Raw genomic sequence first — 15,037 nt, 5'->3', positions numbered from 1 at the left:
CTCTGGAGTTTAATAATTCGCGATTGGGTTGGGGGTGAGGTAACTGGATAGATCTCTCGACTACGTTGCACTCCACTCGAGATGACGGAAAAATTAAACAAAAAATCCCGGTATAAATACCAGGATTTTTTAAGATTTATTAAACAGATACTGAAACAAGTTCAGTATGGTGACAGAATGTTAAATATGTATCGCCCTGTTATCAGTTGCCGCAAGTGCAGCTTCTTTTAATGCTTCAGTATAAGTTGGGTGAGCATGGCAGGTACGTGCAATATCTTCGGCAGAAGCACGAAATTCCATTGCAATAACGGCTTCAGCAATCATATCTGCAGCACGCGGACCGATCATGTGTACACCTAAAACTTCGTCAGTAGCAGCATCGGCTAACACTTTAATAAAACCATCGGTATCCATACTCGCTTTTGCACGTCCGCTGGCTTTAAAAGGGAATGAACCTGCTTTATATTTTACGCCTTTTTCTTTTAATTGCTCTTCGGTTAAACCTACAGAAGCAACTTCTGGCCAGGTATAAACCACACCAGGAATTAAGTTATAGTTGATATGCGGTTTTTGTCCGGCAATGGTTTCGGCAACATAAGTACCTTCATCCTCTGCTTTGTGTGCCAGCATGGCACCGGTAATTACATCACCAATGGCATAAACACCTTTAACCGAAGTTTCCAAATGTTCGTTAACCGGGATTTTTTTACCTCTTTCTTCTACTGTGATTCCGATTTTATCTAAACCTAAACCTTCGCTATAAGCCGTACGGCCCACAGCAACAATACAGTAATCAGCATCTAAAGAAATGGTTTCGCCTTTTGGTGTTTCAGCAGTAACCGTTACAGTTTTACCTTTATTGGTTGCGCCGGTAACTTTGTGGCCCATGTAAAACTCCATGCCCAAAGTTTTCTTTAAAACACGTTGAAGTTCTTTACCTAAACCAGCATCCATTGTACCGATAATTGAGGGTAAAAACTCTACCACAGAAACTTTTGTACCTAAACGGGCATAAACTGAACCCAATTCCAGGCCGATTACACCACCACCAATAACCACCATTGTTTTTGGTACTTCTTTAATATTTAAAGCTTCGGTTGAAGTAATGATGCGTTTTTTATCGATCGGTAAAAATGGTAAGGCTGTTGGTTTAGAACCTGTAGCAATAATGACATTTTTAGCAGATAATGTTTCAGTAGAACCATCAGCTTTGGTTACCAGAATGGTATTTTTATCTACAAAAGAACCAACGCCTTCAAAAGAATCGATTTTGTTTTTCTTGAACAAATAGGTGATACCGGCTGTATTTTGAGCAACAACATCGTCTTTACGGGCGATCATCTGTTTCATATCAACCTTTAAATCTTTTAAGTTGATACCGTGAGTGGTAAATGTATGGGCAGCGTTGTGGAAATGCTCTGAAGAATCTAACAAAGCCTTAGATGGGATACAGCCTACATTTAAGCAGGTACCTCCAAAAGTTTTATATTTTTCTACTACTGCAGTTTTTAAACCTAACTGAGCACAACGGATTGCGCCTACATAACCGCCCGGCCCTGAACCGATAACAACGACATCGTATTGCATAATTTCTTGATAATTTTAATTAGCAAATGTAGGGAAAAAAGGCGGAAAGCTGAAAGCAAATTGGCCAATACTAAATGGTGCATTAACAGGTAAGCAAGGGCTGAGCCTCAATATAATGCCATAACAAAGCACAAAAGTCCGTTGGTTTGATGAGCGTACAAAACATTTTACTTTCAACGTATAAAATGTGCTGTTAAATTCAAACCTAACGGACTAATGAACGGGGGCGTTAGTAGGAAGTTTTTAGTCGGAAGTCCGGAGTTGGTGTTAAGCGATTGGCGTTTCGCGTCTGGCGTTAACTAAACGATATACAATCCACGCCATGAACCATCAACCATTAAACCATTAAACCATTGACCAATGAACTAATGACTATTGACTAATGACCAATAAACTACAGAACCAACTACAAACTATACGATGCTGAAGCACTCAAAACCGCCCCGCTTGATGTACCTTCACTTTTCAGTTCCCCGTCAACATAAATGCGTGCTTTTAAGGTAGAAGTCGCATTTGCACCTGTTGCACCGGCAGCAATGTTTAAAGAGATGGTTCCGGCAGGTACCGTGATTTCCTGACTCGTCCAGGTAGTGCCGCTTAAGCTGGTTGCAGTGGTTACCTGGGTATCATAACCATAAACTACCGTACTGATGTTGCTGCCAGCGGAGGCTTCAAGTTTAAAAACTACCTTGTGCGAACTTTTTGAAGGAGTTTCTGCATCGTCTTTTTTACACGACATTAAGCCGGTAAATAAAACCAACGCAAAGAAAGAAAGTACAAATGTTTTAATTTTGATGTTTTTCATAATTAGATTTTAAAAAATAGAACTGCAAATAAACAAATGCGTGTTTTGCTGTGCAATAACCGGAAAACACCATTTTTTTCTACCTGATTTCAGGTATATTCTGACTTTAATTTCTGGTTGATGGATAAAGCATGCATTTTTAGTTTTAATGAGAAATTACATCCCCCTGTTTTTATCCCTGATTTTCTGTTCTTTATATGGCAGGGCACAGTTGCAACCGGTAGACAAACGATATACCGACAGCCTGAACAGCCTAATTAATGGCAATGCACCCGATAGTATAAAAGCTATAGCCGGTTTTAAACTAACCGATTTTTGGGCTGATAATGATAGTACAAAAGCAGTAGCTTTTTTAACTAATGCAAGAAACCACAGCAGGAAAAACCCGGTTCTTTTTGCCAGGTCATATTGGTACGAATCTTTAATTTACCTGGAAAAGGATTACCCAAAGGCAGAAAAGCTACTTATCCATGCCGATTCATTATTGAGCAGGTTTAACACAAAAGGTATTTACCGCTTAAGATCGATGGTTTGGCATAACTATGCTTTAATACAACAACATAAGGATGACCTCAAAACCACGCTGGATATATTGATTAACCGCGCTTTACCCCTTTCTAAAAAGGCTGGCGAAAAAGAATTTATCTGTACAGAATATGTTTCTATTGGTACCATACTGATGAACATCGGTCAATACGAAAAAGCAAAGCCATACCTGCACCAGGGCCTGAGTGCCTTAAAAGACGCTACTCCCGATAAATATTACCTGCTCGTTAATCTATACATCACCATATCTCAAAATTATTATCATTTAAAGCATTACAGCGAAACCAAAAAGTACCTCGATCTTGCAAAAATAATATTGGATAAGTCGGATCATGTTCGCACAGGCTATCCAATGGCAGTATTCTGGCTCGATTACTATAAAAGCACCACCCGTTATTTCATTAATACAAAGCAGGAGAAACTGGCCCTGGCAGATGCCGGCAAGGCAATTAAACTAGCTGAGCAGCTGAAAGATAATTATACGCTACAGGAAATTGTATTTGAGAAATACCGGATCCTTTTCGATCAGAAAAAATTTGCCGAAGCCAGAAAAACATTGTTACAGGTAGTCGGTCAGCCAGAAATTAACACGCTTGCAACCAACAAACTCCGGCTAACCGAGGCGCTTTCGGAGGTAAATTACGAACTGGGCAACTTTAAAGAAGCTTACCAATTGCTCAAAAAAAGCAAGTTGCTTAACGATAGCCTCAACGAAGATAAAACCAAAGAAGATATTAATGCGCTGGAGATTAAATATAAAAATGCCGAAAACCAGAAAAAGATTGCCCATTTAAACGCAGAAAAAAAGCAGCATGCAGCGATTATCAAAAACAATAAAATCACTACTCTGCTGCTCATTGCCGCTTCATTTTTTCTCCTGGTAATTATTATTCTTTTGTTCTTCTATTTTAATGGCTATAAAAAACTGGCAGAACAGCGGGCCATTAACTATAAGCAAAAAGTGGCTGATTTACAGCAGAAACAACAGCTGGAAATTAGCCGGGCGATGCTTAATGCCGAGGAAAAAGAAAGAAACCGGGTAGCACAAGACCTGCATGATGGGCTTGGCGGAATGCTATCGGGACTGAAAATAAACTTATCCAATTGGGCAAAACACCGTGAAATGCAATTGCACGATGTAGAATTACAACGGATTGTTACCCAGTTAGACGGTTCTGTTACCGAGCTAAGGCACATTGCAAGAAACATGATGCCGCAAACTTTATTAAAATTCGGACTGGAAACGGCACTGAAAGATCTGGCAGAATCGGCCATGAGCCATGAGCTGCATATCGATTTTCAGGCATTAAATATCTCTAAAAACATTGCGCTCGAAGAACAGATCATCATTTACCGGATTGTACAGGAAATCCTGACCAATACCTTAAAACATGCCCGCGCTACTGAAGTAGTTTTGCAGTGCAGCGAGAACGAAAACCACTTTTACATCACCATAGAAGATAATGGAAAAGGTTTTGATACTGCAACATATAAAAAGGGAATGGGCATAGAAAACATCAAAAACAGGGTGGCTTACCTCAAAGGAAATTTTGAAATTGATGCTCAACCCGGCAATGGTGCAACTGTTAACATCGAAATCCCAATTAGTTATGAATAAGAACATTAAACTAGCCGTTGTGGACGATCACCCGATTGTGATCCAGGGAATTGTGTCGCTAATTAACAACCTCGGCAATATGGAAGTGGTAGGCAGTTTCCAGTCGGGCAACGAATTAATTATTTTTTTAAATGATCATGAACTGGATATCCTGTTGCTTGATATCATGCTGCCCGACATCAATGGCATTGAACTTTGCGCCCAGGTTAAGAAAATATCGCCGGCAACGGCCGTTATTGCCATTAGCAACCATACCGAAAGGAGCATTATTATGCAGATTTTACAAAACGGTGCCAGTGGTTATATTTTAAAAAATGCTTCAGTAGAAGAACTAAAAAACTGCATCGAAACCGCGCTTAACGGAGAACTGGCTTTTAGTAAAGAAGTGATGGAAATTATTGCCAAACCATCAATCAACGATTTAAAAGGCCGCCCCAAATTTACCAGGCGCGAAAAAGAAATTTTACGTTTAATAGCACAGGGAAAAACCACAACAGGCATAGCCGACGAACTTTTTTTGAGTCCGCTTACTGTAGAAACCCACCGCCGCAACATGATGCAAAAACTCGACGTTAAGAATTCCATTGAGCTGATTAATATGGCTACAGAACAGTTGCTGATTTAGCCGGGATTTTTGAGTTGGAATTTTTGAGTTCGGGGTTGGGAGCTGGGAGTTTGGAGTAAATTTTTCTATGAACCATCAACCAATAAACCATTGACTAATGACTAATAAACCATTGACTAATGACCAATAAACCCCTCTTAAACCTCCTGCCCAAAAGTCAGCAGATTACTATCCGGATCAAGCATGGCAAATTCTTTCTGCCCCCAGGGTTTCGTTTGCAAACTTCCGGCCGGATGGATACTTTGTTGCGTATCCAACATCGATTGGTAAAGTCCGTCTATATCATTGGTACGGATGTAAACCTGGCCATAGTTTTCTTTGGGATCGAGTGCTTCGAATAAAAAGAAGTGAATCTGCACATGGTCTTTCTGCACCATCAGGTAATCACTAAAATCGGCACTGCCAATATCTTTAAAACCCAGTTTATTTACATAAAAGTTTCTGGTAACTGCTTTATTCCGCATGGGCAGTTTCGGATTGATTGCTGTAAGCATATTTTTTTTATTTCAAAAATGAGGATTTTTCTCAAAAGCAGCACTTGATCGAAATCAGGAAATTTAATGGCTTGCCCTAACCCGACTTAAGGTTTCAGGAGCGATTTTAAGATAAGAAGCAATCATTTTAACCGGAAAAACCTGAACAATAAGGGGTTTGGCATTTGTAATGTAGCTATACTTTTGTGCCGGACTTAATGCATGATCGAAGAGATAAGTCCGGTGATTTGGCTGGTTAAAAACCCGACCGAAGCTTAAAAAAGATTGTGATTTTACAATCAGTTCATGCAGGTGCTGTAAACTCAATTCAATAACTTCAGCAGCCTCAAATGCTTTAATGGCGGTGTGTGATGGTTTTTGATCGATCAAGCTCGGGTGGTTATACATCCATTCTTCCGGCAGGTGCAAATCGATAATTGTTTCATTTATGCCATCAGATTGAAACTGAAAAAAGGATCCCGACAAAATGAAATAAACAGATTGGCAAATTTCACCCTGGCGCAATAGCAAATCATTTTTCCTGAATACCTTCCGCCGGATTTTTTCTTCAAAAAGAAGCATATCCTGAACTGAAAACGATCCGACACTGGCTAAAATTTCCTGAACAGACATGGCATTAAACTTATTGATCAGCAATTTTTCTTGTTATTAAATATGCAACAATCAAATTGGGTATCCAGCATAACCAGGCAACAACCAGATAGGCTTTTGAAAAATCACCATAAATCATTATCAAAACCGGAAGCCATATCCTCAAAGTAACCGCAGCAAAGCAGGCCGCATAACTATAAATCATCATTTTTTGATGTTTTACAATTTCGCCGTTTTTAATGGATAAATAAGCTTTTAGGGTGGTGTAGAACCAAATGATGCCTAAACAGATAAATCCTGCAGAAGAAACCACTCCACCAGTGGCGAAAAAACCAATATAAATACCTGCCAATGCACTAAGCAGTACCGCAACAACATATACTTTACCAAGTTTTCGGTGTAATTTAATACGTCTGTTTCTCATTTTCGGACTGAACTGTATCCAGCCAGTAAACAAGGCGATTCCCCCTAAAACAATGTGCGTATAAAAACCGATGTTCCAGAAAGTATTGGTTAAGAGTTCAACGGATTTTGAATTTAAAAGACCAAATTTTCTGTCGATCAAAAAGTAAATTATCGGATAAAGTCCAATCAGCATCGAGAAGGTAGCCAATAAAATCCATAATCCTTTTTTCACCATAAAAATTTCTATTGCTTTCTGCTAAGCTAGTTAATTTTCCAAAACTAAATCAATCCCTTTTGCAGCATAAATTCTTTGGCATTGGCAAAACTAAGGAAAAGTTCATCGGCTATTTTTAGTTTTTGGTGTGCACGTACATTGTTCTGTATCGCGTAACAGGTAATGCCTGCAGCCATGGCCGATTTAACGCCGCTTAAGGTATCTTCAAAAACAATGCATTCGTCCTTCGCCAAACCCAATCGCGCTACGCAGAGGTTATAACTTTCAGGATCAGGCTTTGATTTACTCACATCTGTCCGCGTGATAAACAACCTGAAATACTTCGCTAAACCATTACGCTCAAAAACTGCTTCAACATCAATTTTCGGACTGGCAGTAACCACTGCAAGCGTAAGTCCTTTTTCGTAAGCAAACTGCACAAATTCTAAAGCAAATGGCATTAACCGGATATCCGTTGTTCTAAAACCATCAAAAGTTATTTTCTCCCTCCTATCAATAAAGCTGTCTAAATCTTCATCAATTTTATACCGGTCGATAATCGTTTTTGCGTTTTTCGGTAGTGGAATTCCCGCATAATTGCTTAGCCAATCTTTAAAATCGATGCTTACATTATAGTCACACAAAAAGGTGTTCCAGCAATCGAAATGAAATTTCTCCGAATCGATTAATGTACCATCTAAATCGAAAAGCAATGCTTTTATTTTACTCATTATAAATTATAAGTTGGAATTGGTTTAAGGAATAACTTCGAACAGGAAAAACTGCTGTACCTGCGATTTCCCAAAATTATTATCGACACAAAAAATTAAAGATTGATGTCCGTTTGCAAGTTCCGGACCAAAAGTTACCCCTTCAAAATTATCGATATGCCTGTTTAAAGTATCAAAATCGAAAAGTAGTTTTTTGGTTAAAGGCTTCGGCGGATTTTTCGCAAAAGATGCATTATCGATTTCATTTTCTGCACCGTTCAGGTCAACCAGGTAAAGCTTTAAAAAAGTATGGTCATCATGCCCTTTTGCCCAGGCCCTTTCCATAACCAGAAGCGTATGGTTATTAACCGCCAGTATTTCAGAAATGCCGTTAATATTCCAGTCGTTATCTACAGTAGGTTTCACCGGTAAATCGCCCAGGTTGTACGCATATTGTGCCACATTCTTTTTTGTGGCCACATCGAATTTCAAGATCCGCGTTAAAGCCTTATCATATCCAAAAGAAGATTGCGGGCCATCCTGATATAAAGGTTCTTCTAAACTGGCATATAATGTTTTGTAATGATCGGCAAAGGTCAGCCCTTCAAACAATGCATTTTTACGTGCACCGTTCTCCGTCTTGGTAAAGTGAAAGCCTTTTGGCAGTGGTAAAGTATCCAAAAATTTTCCGGCCGTAGAAATAAAAGTTAGGCTGGGCTGAACGATTGTAGTATCGCCATTTTTAAATAACCGCTCCCCCTCACTGCTCCAGATTAAATGTTTAGTAAACGGATTATAACGTACCGACTCGCCATCTGGTTTTACACTTTTATCCGTACCATATTTGGGATATTGCTTTCCATTTTCCTGTAGGAGATAGGTAACACCGGTAATCCGGATGGTATCAATTTTATTTGCTTTGAGATCAATCTGTGCGGTATAAATCCTCGCCGGACTAAACTGCGAGGGATCATCACTGATGAGGTAATATTGATTTTGCGCTGCATCATAATCAATGCCCGATAAACCGCCCACCACTGTATTTTGAAAATTTAAGTTTAGCGGCAAAACGTATTCGTGAAGAAATTTAACCGATGAGATACTGGTTTCTACCTGCTTAACCGCCACATTTTTGGTTACAGAACAGGAGGAGAATACAACAGCAAAAAGAGCATAAACAAAAAAGAACTGGCGTATGGGTTTCAAATCGACATGTTTAGGATGTAAAAATATGGATTTTGCTGCAACAATTAATAGTTTTTGCCACGGAGGCTCAGATGAGCACGGAATAATTCTATCCTGGATAAGGTATTGACTACCAAAAAATATCTCCGTGCCAATCCGTGCATCTGTGGCTAAAAAAAAGTAGGATGGTAATATCCAATTACACTTATAGTTTTTGCCACGGAGGCCCAGATGAGCACTGAATAATTCTATCCTGGATAAGGTATTGACTACCAAAAAATATCTCCGTGTCAATCCGTGCATCTGTGGCTAAAAAAAAAGTAGGATGGCAATATCCAATTTCTCTTATAGTTTTTGCCACGGAGGCTCAGATGAGCACGGAATAATCTCATCCTGGATAAGGTATCGACTATCAAAAAATATCTCCGTGTCAATCCGTGCATCTGTGGCTAAAAAAAGTAGGATGGCAATATCCAATTTCACTTATAGTTTTTGCCACGGAGGCTCAGATGAGCACGGAGTAATCTCATCCTGGATAAGGTATTGACTACCAAAAAATATCTCCGTGCCAATCCGTGCATCTGTGGCTAAAAAAACTTGGAGGGCAACATCCAACTTTACTTCCTTAATCAGCTTAACTCCTTAATGATAAAAAACTTCTCCGAGTCAATCCGTGCATCCGTGGCTAAAAAAAAGTCGGATGGTAACATCCAACTTACTTCCTTAATCAGCTTAACTCCTTAATGATAAAAAACTTCTCCGTGCCAATCCGTGCATCTGTGGCTAAAAAAAAAGTAGGATGGCAATATCCAATTTCTCTTATAGTTTTTGCCACGGAGGCTCAGATGAGCACGGAATAATCTCATCCTGGATAAGGTATCGACTATCAAAAAATATCTCCATGCCAATCCGTGCATCTGTGGCTAAAAAAAAGTAGGATGGCAATATCCAATTTCACTTATAGTTTTTGCCACGGAGGCTCAGATGAGCACGGAGTAATCTCACCCTGGATAAGGTATTGACTACCAAAAAATATCTCCGTGCCAATCCGTGCATCCGTAGCTAAAAAAAAGTCGGATGGCAACACCCAACTTTACTTCCTTAATCAGCTTAACTCCTTAATGATAAAAAACTTCTCCGTGCCAATCCGTGCATCCGTGGCTAAAAAACAATAGGATGGCAATATCCAACTTCAATTACTTCCTTAATCAGCTTAACTCCTTAATGATAAAAATAAACTCACCATTAAGAAATTAAATTCAATAAGAAATAAAAAATGCTGATCACATTTAACATGACCAGCATTTGATTTAAATATTAAAATAGTTCTAGAACAACTTACCAATTACGCGGTAAGTAACATTTGTCCCATCCACTATTTCTTCATAATACACATCATCAGGCGAAACAAAGTATTTCTCATTTTTAATCGTCACCTCTCTGCAACCTTCAGGCAATTGGTTAATGATATCACCAATATTGTGCGTATCCACCGGACCATCTGTCGTATTTAAAACCCCATCTTTTCCGGCTACCACATACACTGTTTTACCATCCGCATTTTCTTTTTGTGTATAGTAAACACCTTTATATTCGTAATAATCTACCCCGTTAATGGTTACCTGATTTGCATCCGATGGTAAATTCGGAACCTCAGCACCAACTGGCGGCGTTACCACTTCATATTGATCATTGTTTTGCTGATAGAATAAACCACCGGAATAATAAAACTGGTTCGGACCATAATAAAAAGGATAATAACCGTAAGGCAATACACCAATCCTGAAACCTAAAAACGGTCTGTAAAAATTGTAGTAACTATAGTATGGTCTGTAATATGGCCTCCCGAAACCAGGTCTGTAACCATAACCCGGTCTGCCATACCCCGGACGATAGCCCGGCCTGTTATAACCATAACTTGGTCTGCCTGAACGGATGCCCGGAGAATAACTGCCCCTGCCGGGTGCACGCATAGATGGCTGACGGGAAATGGAACCCCCGCCCCTTGACGAACCAATAGAACCTGATCTGCCTCCGCCGAAAGAACCTCCGCCACCACCACCTCTGCTTGCCCGCTGCGCAGAAACACTTTCGATACTTAAGGTTGCAATCATCGCTGCTGCAGCGAAAACAACCAATCCTTTATTTAATAACCTATTCATTTTTTTGTGTTTAATTCGATTATCAATATGACGGTTAAAATTCTTAAAAGATTATCCCTTAACAACATTTAACTAAATTTTGATAAAGCAATGACGAATAGAAGGTTATTCACCACAAGTCAGGAAGACACAATTTCTTTTTCACCCCCAAACCTCCAACCCCGGTCCCCCGACTTTCGGACTATTCCATCTTCCATCATTAACAAACCTTTTACCGGCTATTTTTTCTAATCAATCACTAATCACCTATATTTAAATTTTATTCCCAAAAACTAAAACAAATGAATCTTCAAAGAATTTTTGGCCTGCTGTTTTGCCTGTTTATTTCCAGCAAATTATTTGCCCGGCAAACTGATTCGGCCTATGTGAGAGAGAACTATACCAAAATAGAACGCCAGATCCCCATGCGTGATGGGGTTAAGTTATTCACTTCCATTTACATACCCAAAAATCAAACCAAAAAATATCCTTTTTTAATTAACCGTACCCCCTATACCGTTGCCCCTTACGGCGAAGATAAATATAAGCTGAGCCTGGGCAATTTCCCGGCAATGATGCGCGAAGGATTTATTTTTGTTTACCAGGATGTGCGCGGCCGATGGATGAGTGAGGGCACTTTCGCCGATATCCGCCCGCAAGTGCTGGGCAAAAAAGGTAAAACTGCCATCGATGAAAGTACAGATACTTACGACACCATTGATTGGTTAATAAAAAATGTAAAAGGCAATAACGGTAACGCCGGCATTTATGGCATTTCGTACCCGGGTTTTTACTCTACTACTTCCTTGCCAAATGCGCACCCGGCTTTAAAAGCCGTTTCGCCACAGGCGCCCGTTACCGATTGGTTTTTAGGAGATGATTTTCACCATCGCGGCACTTTATTTTTAATGGATGCCTTTAGTTTTATGGGCAGTTTCGGCGTCCCGCGACCAAAACCCATTACACCCGATAAAGGGCCAAAAGGCTTTCAGTTTCCGATTCAGGACAATTACCGTTTTTATCTGGAAGCCGGTTCAGTTAAAAACCTAAAAGACCGTTATTTTGCCGATAGCATTAAATTCTGGAACGATTTATTTAAACATCCAAATTTAGATACCTTCTGGAAATCGCGTTTAATTACCCCACATTTAACCAATGTAAAACCTGCCGTTATGGTTGTAGGAGGTTTCTTCGATGCAGAAGATGCTTATGGTACTTTTGCCACTTACAAAGCCATCGAAAAACAAAACCCTGGTGCAAACAATATCCTGGTAGCCGGCCCCTGGTTTCATGGTGGCTGGGTACGCAGTGATGGTTCTTTTCTTGGCGACATCAACTTCGGCAAAACCACCAGTATCGATTACCAGCAACAATACGAGCTACCTTTCTTTAAACATTATTTAAAAGGTGAAGGCGATTTTAATGCTGCAGAAGCAAACATTTTCGTAACCGGAAGTAACGAATGGAAAAAATTTAAAACCTGGCCGCCACAAGACGTAGAAACCAAAAACCTGTACCTACAACCCAACGGAAAACTGGCTTTCGAAAAGGTGGGCCGAACCGATAGCTGGGACGAATATGTAAGCGATCCCAATAATCCGGTTCCTTATCAGGATGGTATTCAGGCCAAACGAACCCGAGAATACATGATCGACGATCAGCGTTTTGCTGCCCGCCGGCCAGATGTTAAAACCTACCAGACCGATGCTTTAACAGAAGATATTACCCTAACCGGACCGGTACTGGCCAACCTGGTGGTTTCTACCACCGGAACTGATGCCGATTACGTGGTAAAACTGATTGATGTTTACCCTGAAGATGCCCCTAACCCGGTACCTAACCCAAAAAACCTGATCATGGGTGGTTACGAGATGCTGGTACGTGGAGAGATTATGCGTGGCAAATACCGCAACAGTTTCGAAAAGCCCGAAGCTTTTGTTCCGGGAACAATTACCAAAGTAAATTATCCTTTGCCAGATGTAGCCCATACCTTTAAAAAAGGACATAAAATTATGATCCAGATCCAGAACTCCTGGTTTCCTTTGGCCGATCGCAATCCACAGAAATTTATGGACATTTATCAGGCCGAGCCACAGGATTTCCAGAAAGCAACACACAAGATTTATCATGATGTACACAACAGTTCTTTTATTACCGTTTCGGTGTTAAAATAAACCCGTCCGCCCCGGTTCGTGTCCCCACGAACCGGAACAGAACCAAATTCTTAGCTTATTATTCTTAAAAAATGAAATACCTTAAACTCATCATCATCCTGCTTTCAGTCTCCACGGCCTTTGCGCAAAGCGATGCAGGATACCCAAAGTTAAACTACACCAAAAAAGAAGTGTATATCCCCATGCGTGATGGCACCAAACTTTTTACCGCCATTTATACGCCTAAAGATGCCTCAAAGGATAAAAAATACCCGATGATTATGCAGCGCACCTGCTATAGCGTTGCCCCTTATGGCGAAGATAAATTTCCCGCACGTTTAGGCCCTTCAGAATTAATGATGAAAGAAGGATATATCGTGGTAATGCAGGATGTACGCGGACGCTGGAAAAGTGAAGGTACCTGGACAAACATGACACCTGTAATCGACAATAAAAAAACAAAGAAAGATGTAGATGAAGGTTCAGACACTTACGATACCATCGATTGGCTGGTTAAAAATGTAGCCAATAACAATGGCAAAGTAGGCCAGTGGGGAATCTCTTATCCGGGTTTTTATACCGCAGCCGGCATCTTAAGCAATCACCCTGCATTAAAAGCTTCTTCGCCACAGGCTCCGATTTCGGATTTCTTTTTTGACGATTTCCACCACAATGGGTCATTTCTACAAAGCTATTTCTTTACCTTTCCGGTATTTGGTGTTCAGAAAACCGATACTACTTCAAAAGCCTGGTACAACAACCAGATGATTTTGCCAAAAACAAAAGATGGCTATCAGTTTGCTTTAGATCTTGGCCCTTTAACCAATGCCGATAAATATTACAAAGACAACTTTTTTTGGCAGGAAACCGTAAATCACCCAAACTACGATGAGTTTTGGCAAAAACGCGGATTGTTAAAACACTACAACACCATTAAACCTGCCGTAATGCTGGTGGGTGGCTGGTACGATGCCGAAGATTTATCAGGTCCGCTAAACATTTACAAAACCATCGAAAAGAAAAACCCCAATGCCTATAATACCATTGTTATGGGACCATTCGGACATGGAAGATGGAGCCGCGAAACCGGCCATACCATGCACAGCAATGTTTATTTCGGCGATAGCATTGCCACTTTTTATCAAAAGGAAATTGAAGCCAAATTCTTTAACCATTTCTTAAAAGGCAACGGAGATAAAAACTCTGGCTTGCCAGAAGCCTACATGTTCGATACCGGTAAAAAACAATGGGAAACCTTTACAAAATGGCCAACTGAAAAAGCCAGCAAACAAAAATTATATTTGGGTGCCGATGGCAAACTGAGCATGACTGCCCCATCAGCAGCTGGCTCAGTAAATTACATCAGCGATCCTTTAAAGCCGGTTCCATATACCGAAGATTTAACCACAACCTTAGGTTTCACCCCGCACAATTACATGAGCGAAGATCAGCGTTTTGCGGGCAGAAGACCAGATGTGCTTGTTTACCAAACCGATGTATTGGATAACGACATTACCTTAGGCGGCGAAATCATGTCGCACCTCAAAATTGCCACTACCGGTACCGATGCCGATTTCATTGTAAAACTGATCGATGTGTATCCTGCCGATGAACCGAACAATCCTTACATGCCAAACAAGAACATTACCTTAAGCAATTACTGGCAAATGGTACGTTCGGAGGTAATGCCGGCCCGTTTCCGCAATAGTTTTGAAAAACCTGAAGCTTTAGTAGCCAACCAAAAAACAGAGGTGAACTTTCAATTGCAGGATGTATTGCATACCTTTAAAAAAGGACACAGGATTATGATCCAGGTGCAGAGTACTGCTTTTCCGTTGTTTGCCCGTAACCCTCAAAAGTTTGTAGAAAACCCATATAAAGCAACAGAAGCCGATTATATTAAAGCCACACAAACCGTTTTTAACGACAGCTTTATTGAGGTTGATGTGATCAAATAAGCTAG

12 protein-coding genes are annotated in these 15,037 nt (G+C 40.3%); 4 read left to right on the top strand and 8 right to left on the bottom strand.

Annotated features, from left to right (window positions below; genetic code table 11):
- Positions 1-180: 180 nt before the first annotated feature.
- Together lpdA and ACTJKC_RS10985 are read right to left on the bottom strand one after the other, a co-directional pair.
- Positions 181-1,587 carry a dihydrolipoyl dehydrogenase gene (gene lpdA / locus ACTJKC_RS10990; protein WP_440791859.1) on the bottom strand — a complete coding sequence of 469 codons (1,407 nt, stop codon included), beginning with the start codon at positions 1,585-1,587 and terminating at the stop codon, positions 181-183.
- Positions 1,588-1,993: 406 nt separating this feature from the next.
- On the bottom strand, positions 1,994-2,392 hold the full coding sequence (locus ACTJKC_RS10985) for a hypothetical protein (RefSeq protein WP_344853174.1): 399 nt from the start codon (positions 2,390-2,392) through the stop codon (positions 1,994-1,996).
- Positions 2,393-2,540: 148 nt separating this feature from the next.
- Between ACTJKC_RS10985 and ACTJKC_RS10980 the strand changes: the two genes are divergently transcribed.
- Together ACTJKC_RS10980 and ACTJKC_RS10975 are read left to right on the top strand one after the other, a co-directional pair.
- A complete protein-coding gene (locus tag ACTJKC_RS10980; protein WP_440791857.1) occupies positions 2,541-4,556 on the top strand; it encodes an ATP-binding protein in 2,016 nt (671 codons plus the stop codon).
- On the top strand, positions 4,549-5,181 hold the full coding sequence (locus ACTJKC_RS10975) for a response regulator (protein WP_440791855.1): 633 nt from the start codon (positions 4,549-4,551) through the stop codon (positions 5,179-5,181). The genes ACTJKC_RS10980 and ACTJKC_RS10975 overlap by 8 nt, the downstream gene beginning before the upstream one ends.
- A gap of 137 nt (positions 5,182-5,318) precedes the next feature.
- On the opposite strand, the gene ACTJKC_RS10970 is transcribed toward ACTJKC_RS10975, so the two are convergent.
- The 6 genes from ACTJKC_RS10970 to ACTJKC_RS10945 all read right to left on the bottom strand — a co-directional run bounded on the left by ACTJKC_RS10970 (position 5,319) and on the right by ACTJKC_RS10945 (position 10,942).
- On the bottom strand, positions 5,319-5,675 hold the full coding sequence (locus tag ACTJKC_RS10970) for a bleomycin resistance protein (RefSeq protein ID WP_440791853.1): 357 nt from the start codon (positions 5,673-5,675) through the stop codon (positions 5,319-5,321).
- A gap of 63 nt (positions 5,676-5,738) precedes the next feature.
- Entirely contained in the window at positions 5,739-6,287 is a 549-nt protein-coding gene (locus tag ACTJKC_RS10965; RefSeq protein WP_440791851.1) for a Crp/Fnr family transcriptional regulator, read from the bottom strand.
- A gap of 10 nt (positions 6,288-6,297) precedes the next feature.
- Complete coding sequence (locus tag ACTJKC_RS10960; RefSeq protein WP_440791849.1) at positions 6,298-6,906, bottom strand: DUF2306 domain-containing protein; 609 nt, start codon at positions 6,904-6,906, stop codon at positions 6,298-6,300.
- 44 nt (positions 6,907-6,950) lie between these two features.
- Positions 6,951-7,616: an HAD family hydrolase gene (locus ACTJKC_RS10955; RefSeq protein WP_440791847.1), complete on the bottom strand. Its 666-nt coding sequence runs from the start codon at positions 7,614-7,616 to the stop codon at positions 6,951-6,953.
- 24 nt (positions 7,617-7,640) lie between these two features.
- Complete coding sequence (locus ACTJKC_RS10950; protein ID WP_440791845.1) at positions 7,641-8,801, bottom strand: esterase-like activity of phytase family protein; 1,161 nt, start codon at positions 8,799-8,801, stop codon at positions 7,641-7,643.
- Positions 8,802-10,108: 1,307 nt separating this feature from the next.
- The gene (locus ACTJKC_RS10945; protein WP_344853166.1) at positions 10,109-10,942 is read right to left on the bottom strand and encodes a DUF6515 family protein; all 834 of its coding nucleotides are present in this window, start codon (positions 10,940-10,942) and stop codon (positions 10,109-10,111) included.
- Positions 10,943-11,223: 281 nt separating this feature from the next.
- Here ACTJKC_RS10945 and ACTJKC_RS10940 point away from each other — a divergent pair, with 281 nt between their 5' ends.
- On the top strand, positions 11,224-13,095 hold the full coding sequence (locus tag ACTJKC_RS10940) for a CocE/NonD family hydrolase (RefSeq protein ID WP_440791842.1): 1,872 nt from the start codon (positions 11,224-11,226) through the stop codon (positions 13,093-13,095).
- A 71-nt stretch (positions 13,096-13,166) separates the two neighbouring features.
- Positions 13,167-15,032, top strand: a complete 1,866-nt coding sequence (locus ACTJKC_RS10935) for a CocE/NonD family hydrolase (RefSeq protein ID WP_440791840.1) — start codon at positions 13,167-13,169, stop codon at positions 15,030-15,032.
- Positions 15,033-15,037 lie beyond the last annotated feature (5 nt).

The sequence above is a fragment of the Pedobacter sp. 22226 genome (genome assembly GCF_052045455.1).
In the GTDB taxonomy this organism is placed as follows: Bacteria; Bacteroidota; Bacteroidia; order Sphingobacteriales; family Sphingobacteriaceae; genus Pedobacter; species Pedobacter jeongneungensis.
This window is presented reverse-complemented; position numbering and strand designations above follow the sequence as displayed.

What these genes read in the sequence shown, in the direction of transcription:
- ACTJKC_RS10985 (WP_344853174.1), bottom strand. Translation starts at nt 2,392, where the DNA reads ATGAAAAACATCAAAATTAAAACATTTGTACTTTCTTTCTTTGCGTTG.
- ACTJKC_RS10960 (WP_440791849.1), bottom strand. Translation starts at nt 6,906, where the DNA reads ATGGTGAAAAAAGGATTATGGATTTTATTGGCTACCTTCTCGATGCTG.
- ACTJKC_RS10940 (WP_440791842.1), top strand. Translation starts at nt 11,224, where the DNA reads ATGAATCTTCAAAGAATTTTTGGCCTGCTGTTTTGCCTGTTTATTTCC.
- lpdA (WP_440791859.1), bottom strand. Translation starts at nt 1,587, where the DNA reads ATGCAATACGATGTCGTTGTTATCGGTTCAGGGCCGGGCGGTTATGTA.
- ACTJKC_RS10955 (WP_440791847.1), bottom strand. Translation starts at nt 7,616, where the DNA reads ATGAGTAAAATAAAAGCATTGCTTTTCGATTTAGATGGTACATTAATC.
- ACTJKC_RS10935 (WP_440791840.1), top strand. Translation starts at nt 13,167, where the DNA reads ATGAAATACCTTAAACTCATCATCATCCTGCTTTCAGTCTCCACGGCC.
- ACTJKC_RS10945 (WP_344853166.1), bottom strand. Translation starts at nt 10,942, where the DNA reads ATGAATAGGTTATTAAATAAAGGATTGGTTGTTTTCGCTGCAGCAGCG.
- ACTJKC_RS10965 (WP_440791851.1), bottom strand. Translation starts at nt 6,287, where the DNA reads ATGTCTGTTCAGGAAATTTTAGCCAGTGTCGGATCGTTTTCAGTTCAG.
- ACTJKC_RS10980 (WP_440791857.1), top strand. Translation starts at nt 2,541, where the DNA reads ATGAGAAATTACATCCCCCTGTTTTTATCCCTGATTTTCTGTTCTTTA.
- ACTJKC_RS10970 (WP_440791853.1), bottom strand. Translation starts at nt 5,675, where the DNA reads ATGCTTACAGCAATCAATCCGAAACTGCCCATGCGGAATAAAGCAGTT.
- ACTJKC_RS10975 (WP_440791855.1), top strand. Translation starts at nt 4,549, where the DNA reads ATGAATAAGAACATTAAACTAGCCGTTGTGGACGATCACCCGATTGTG.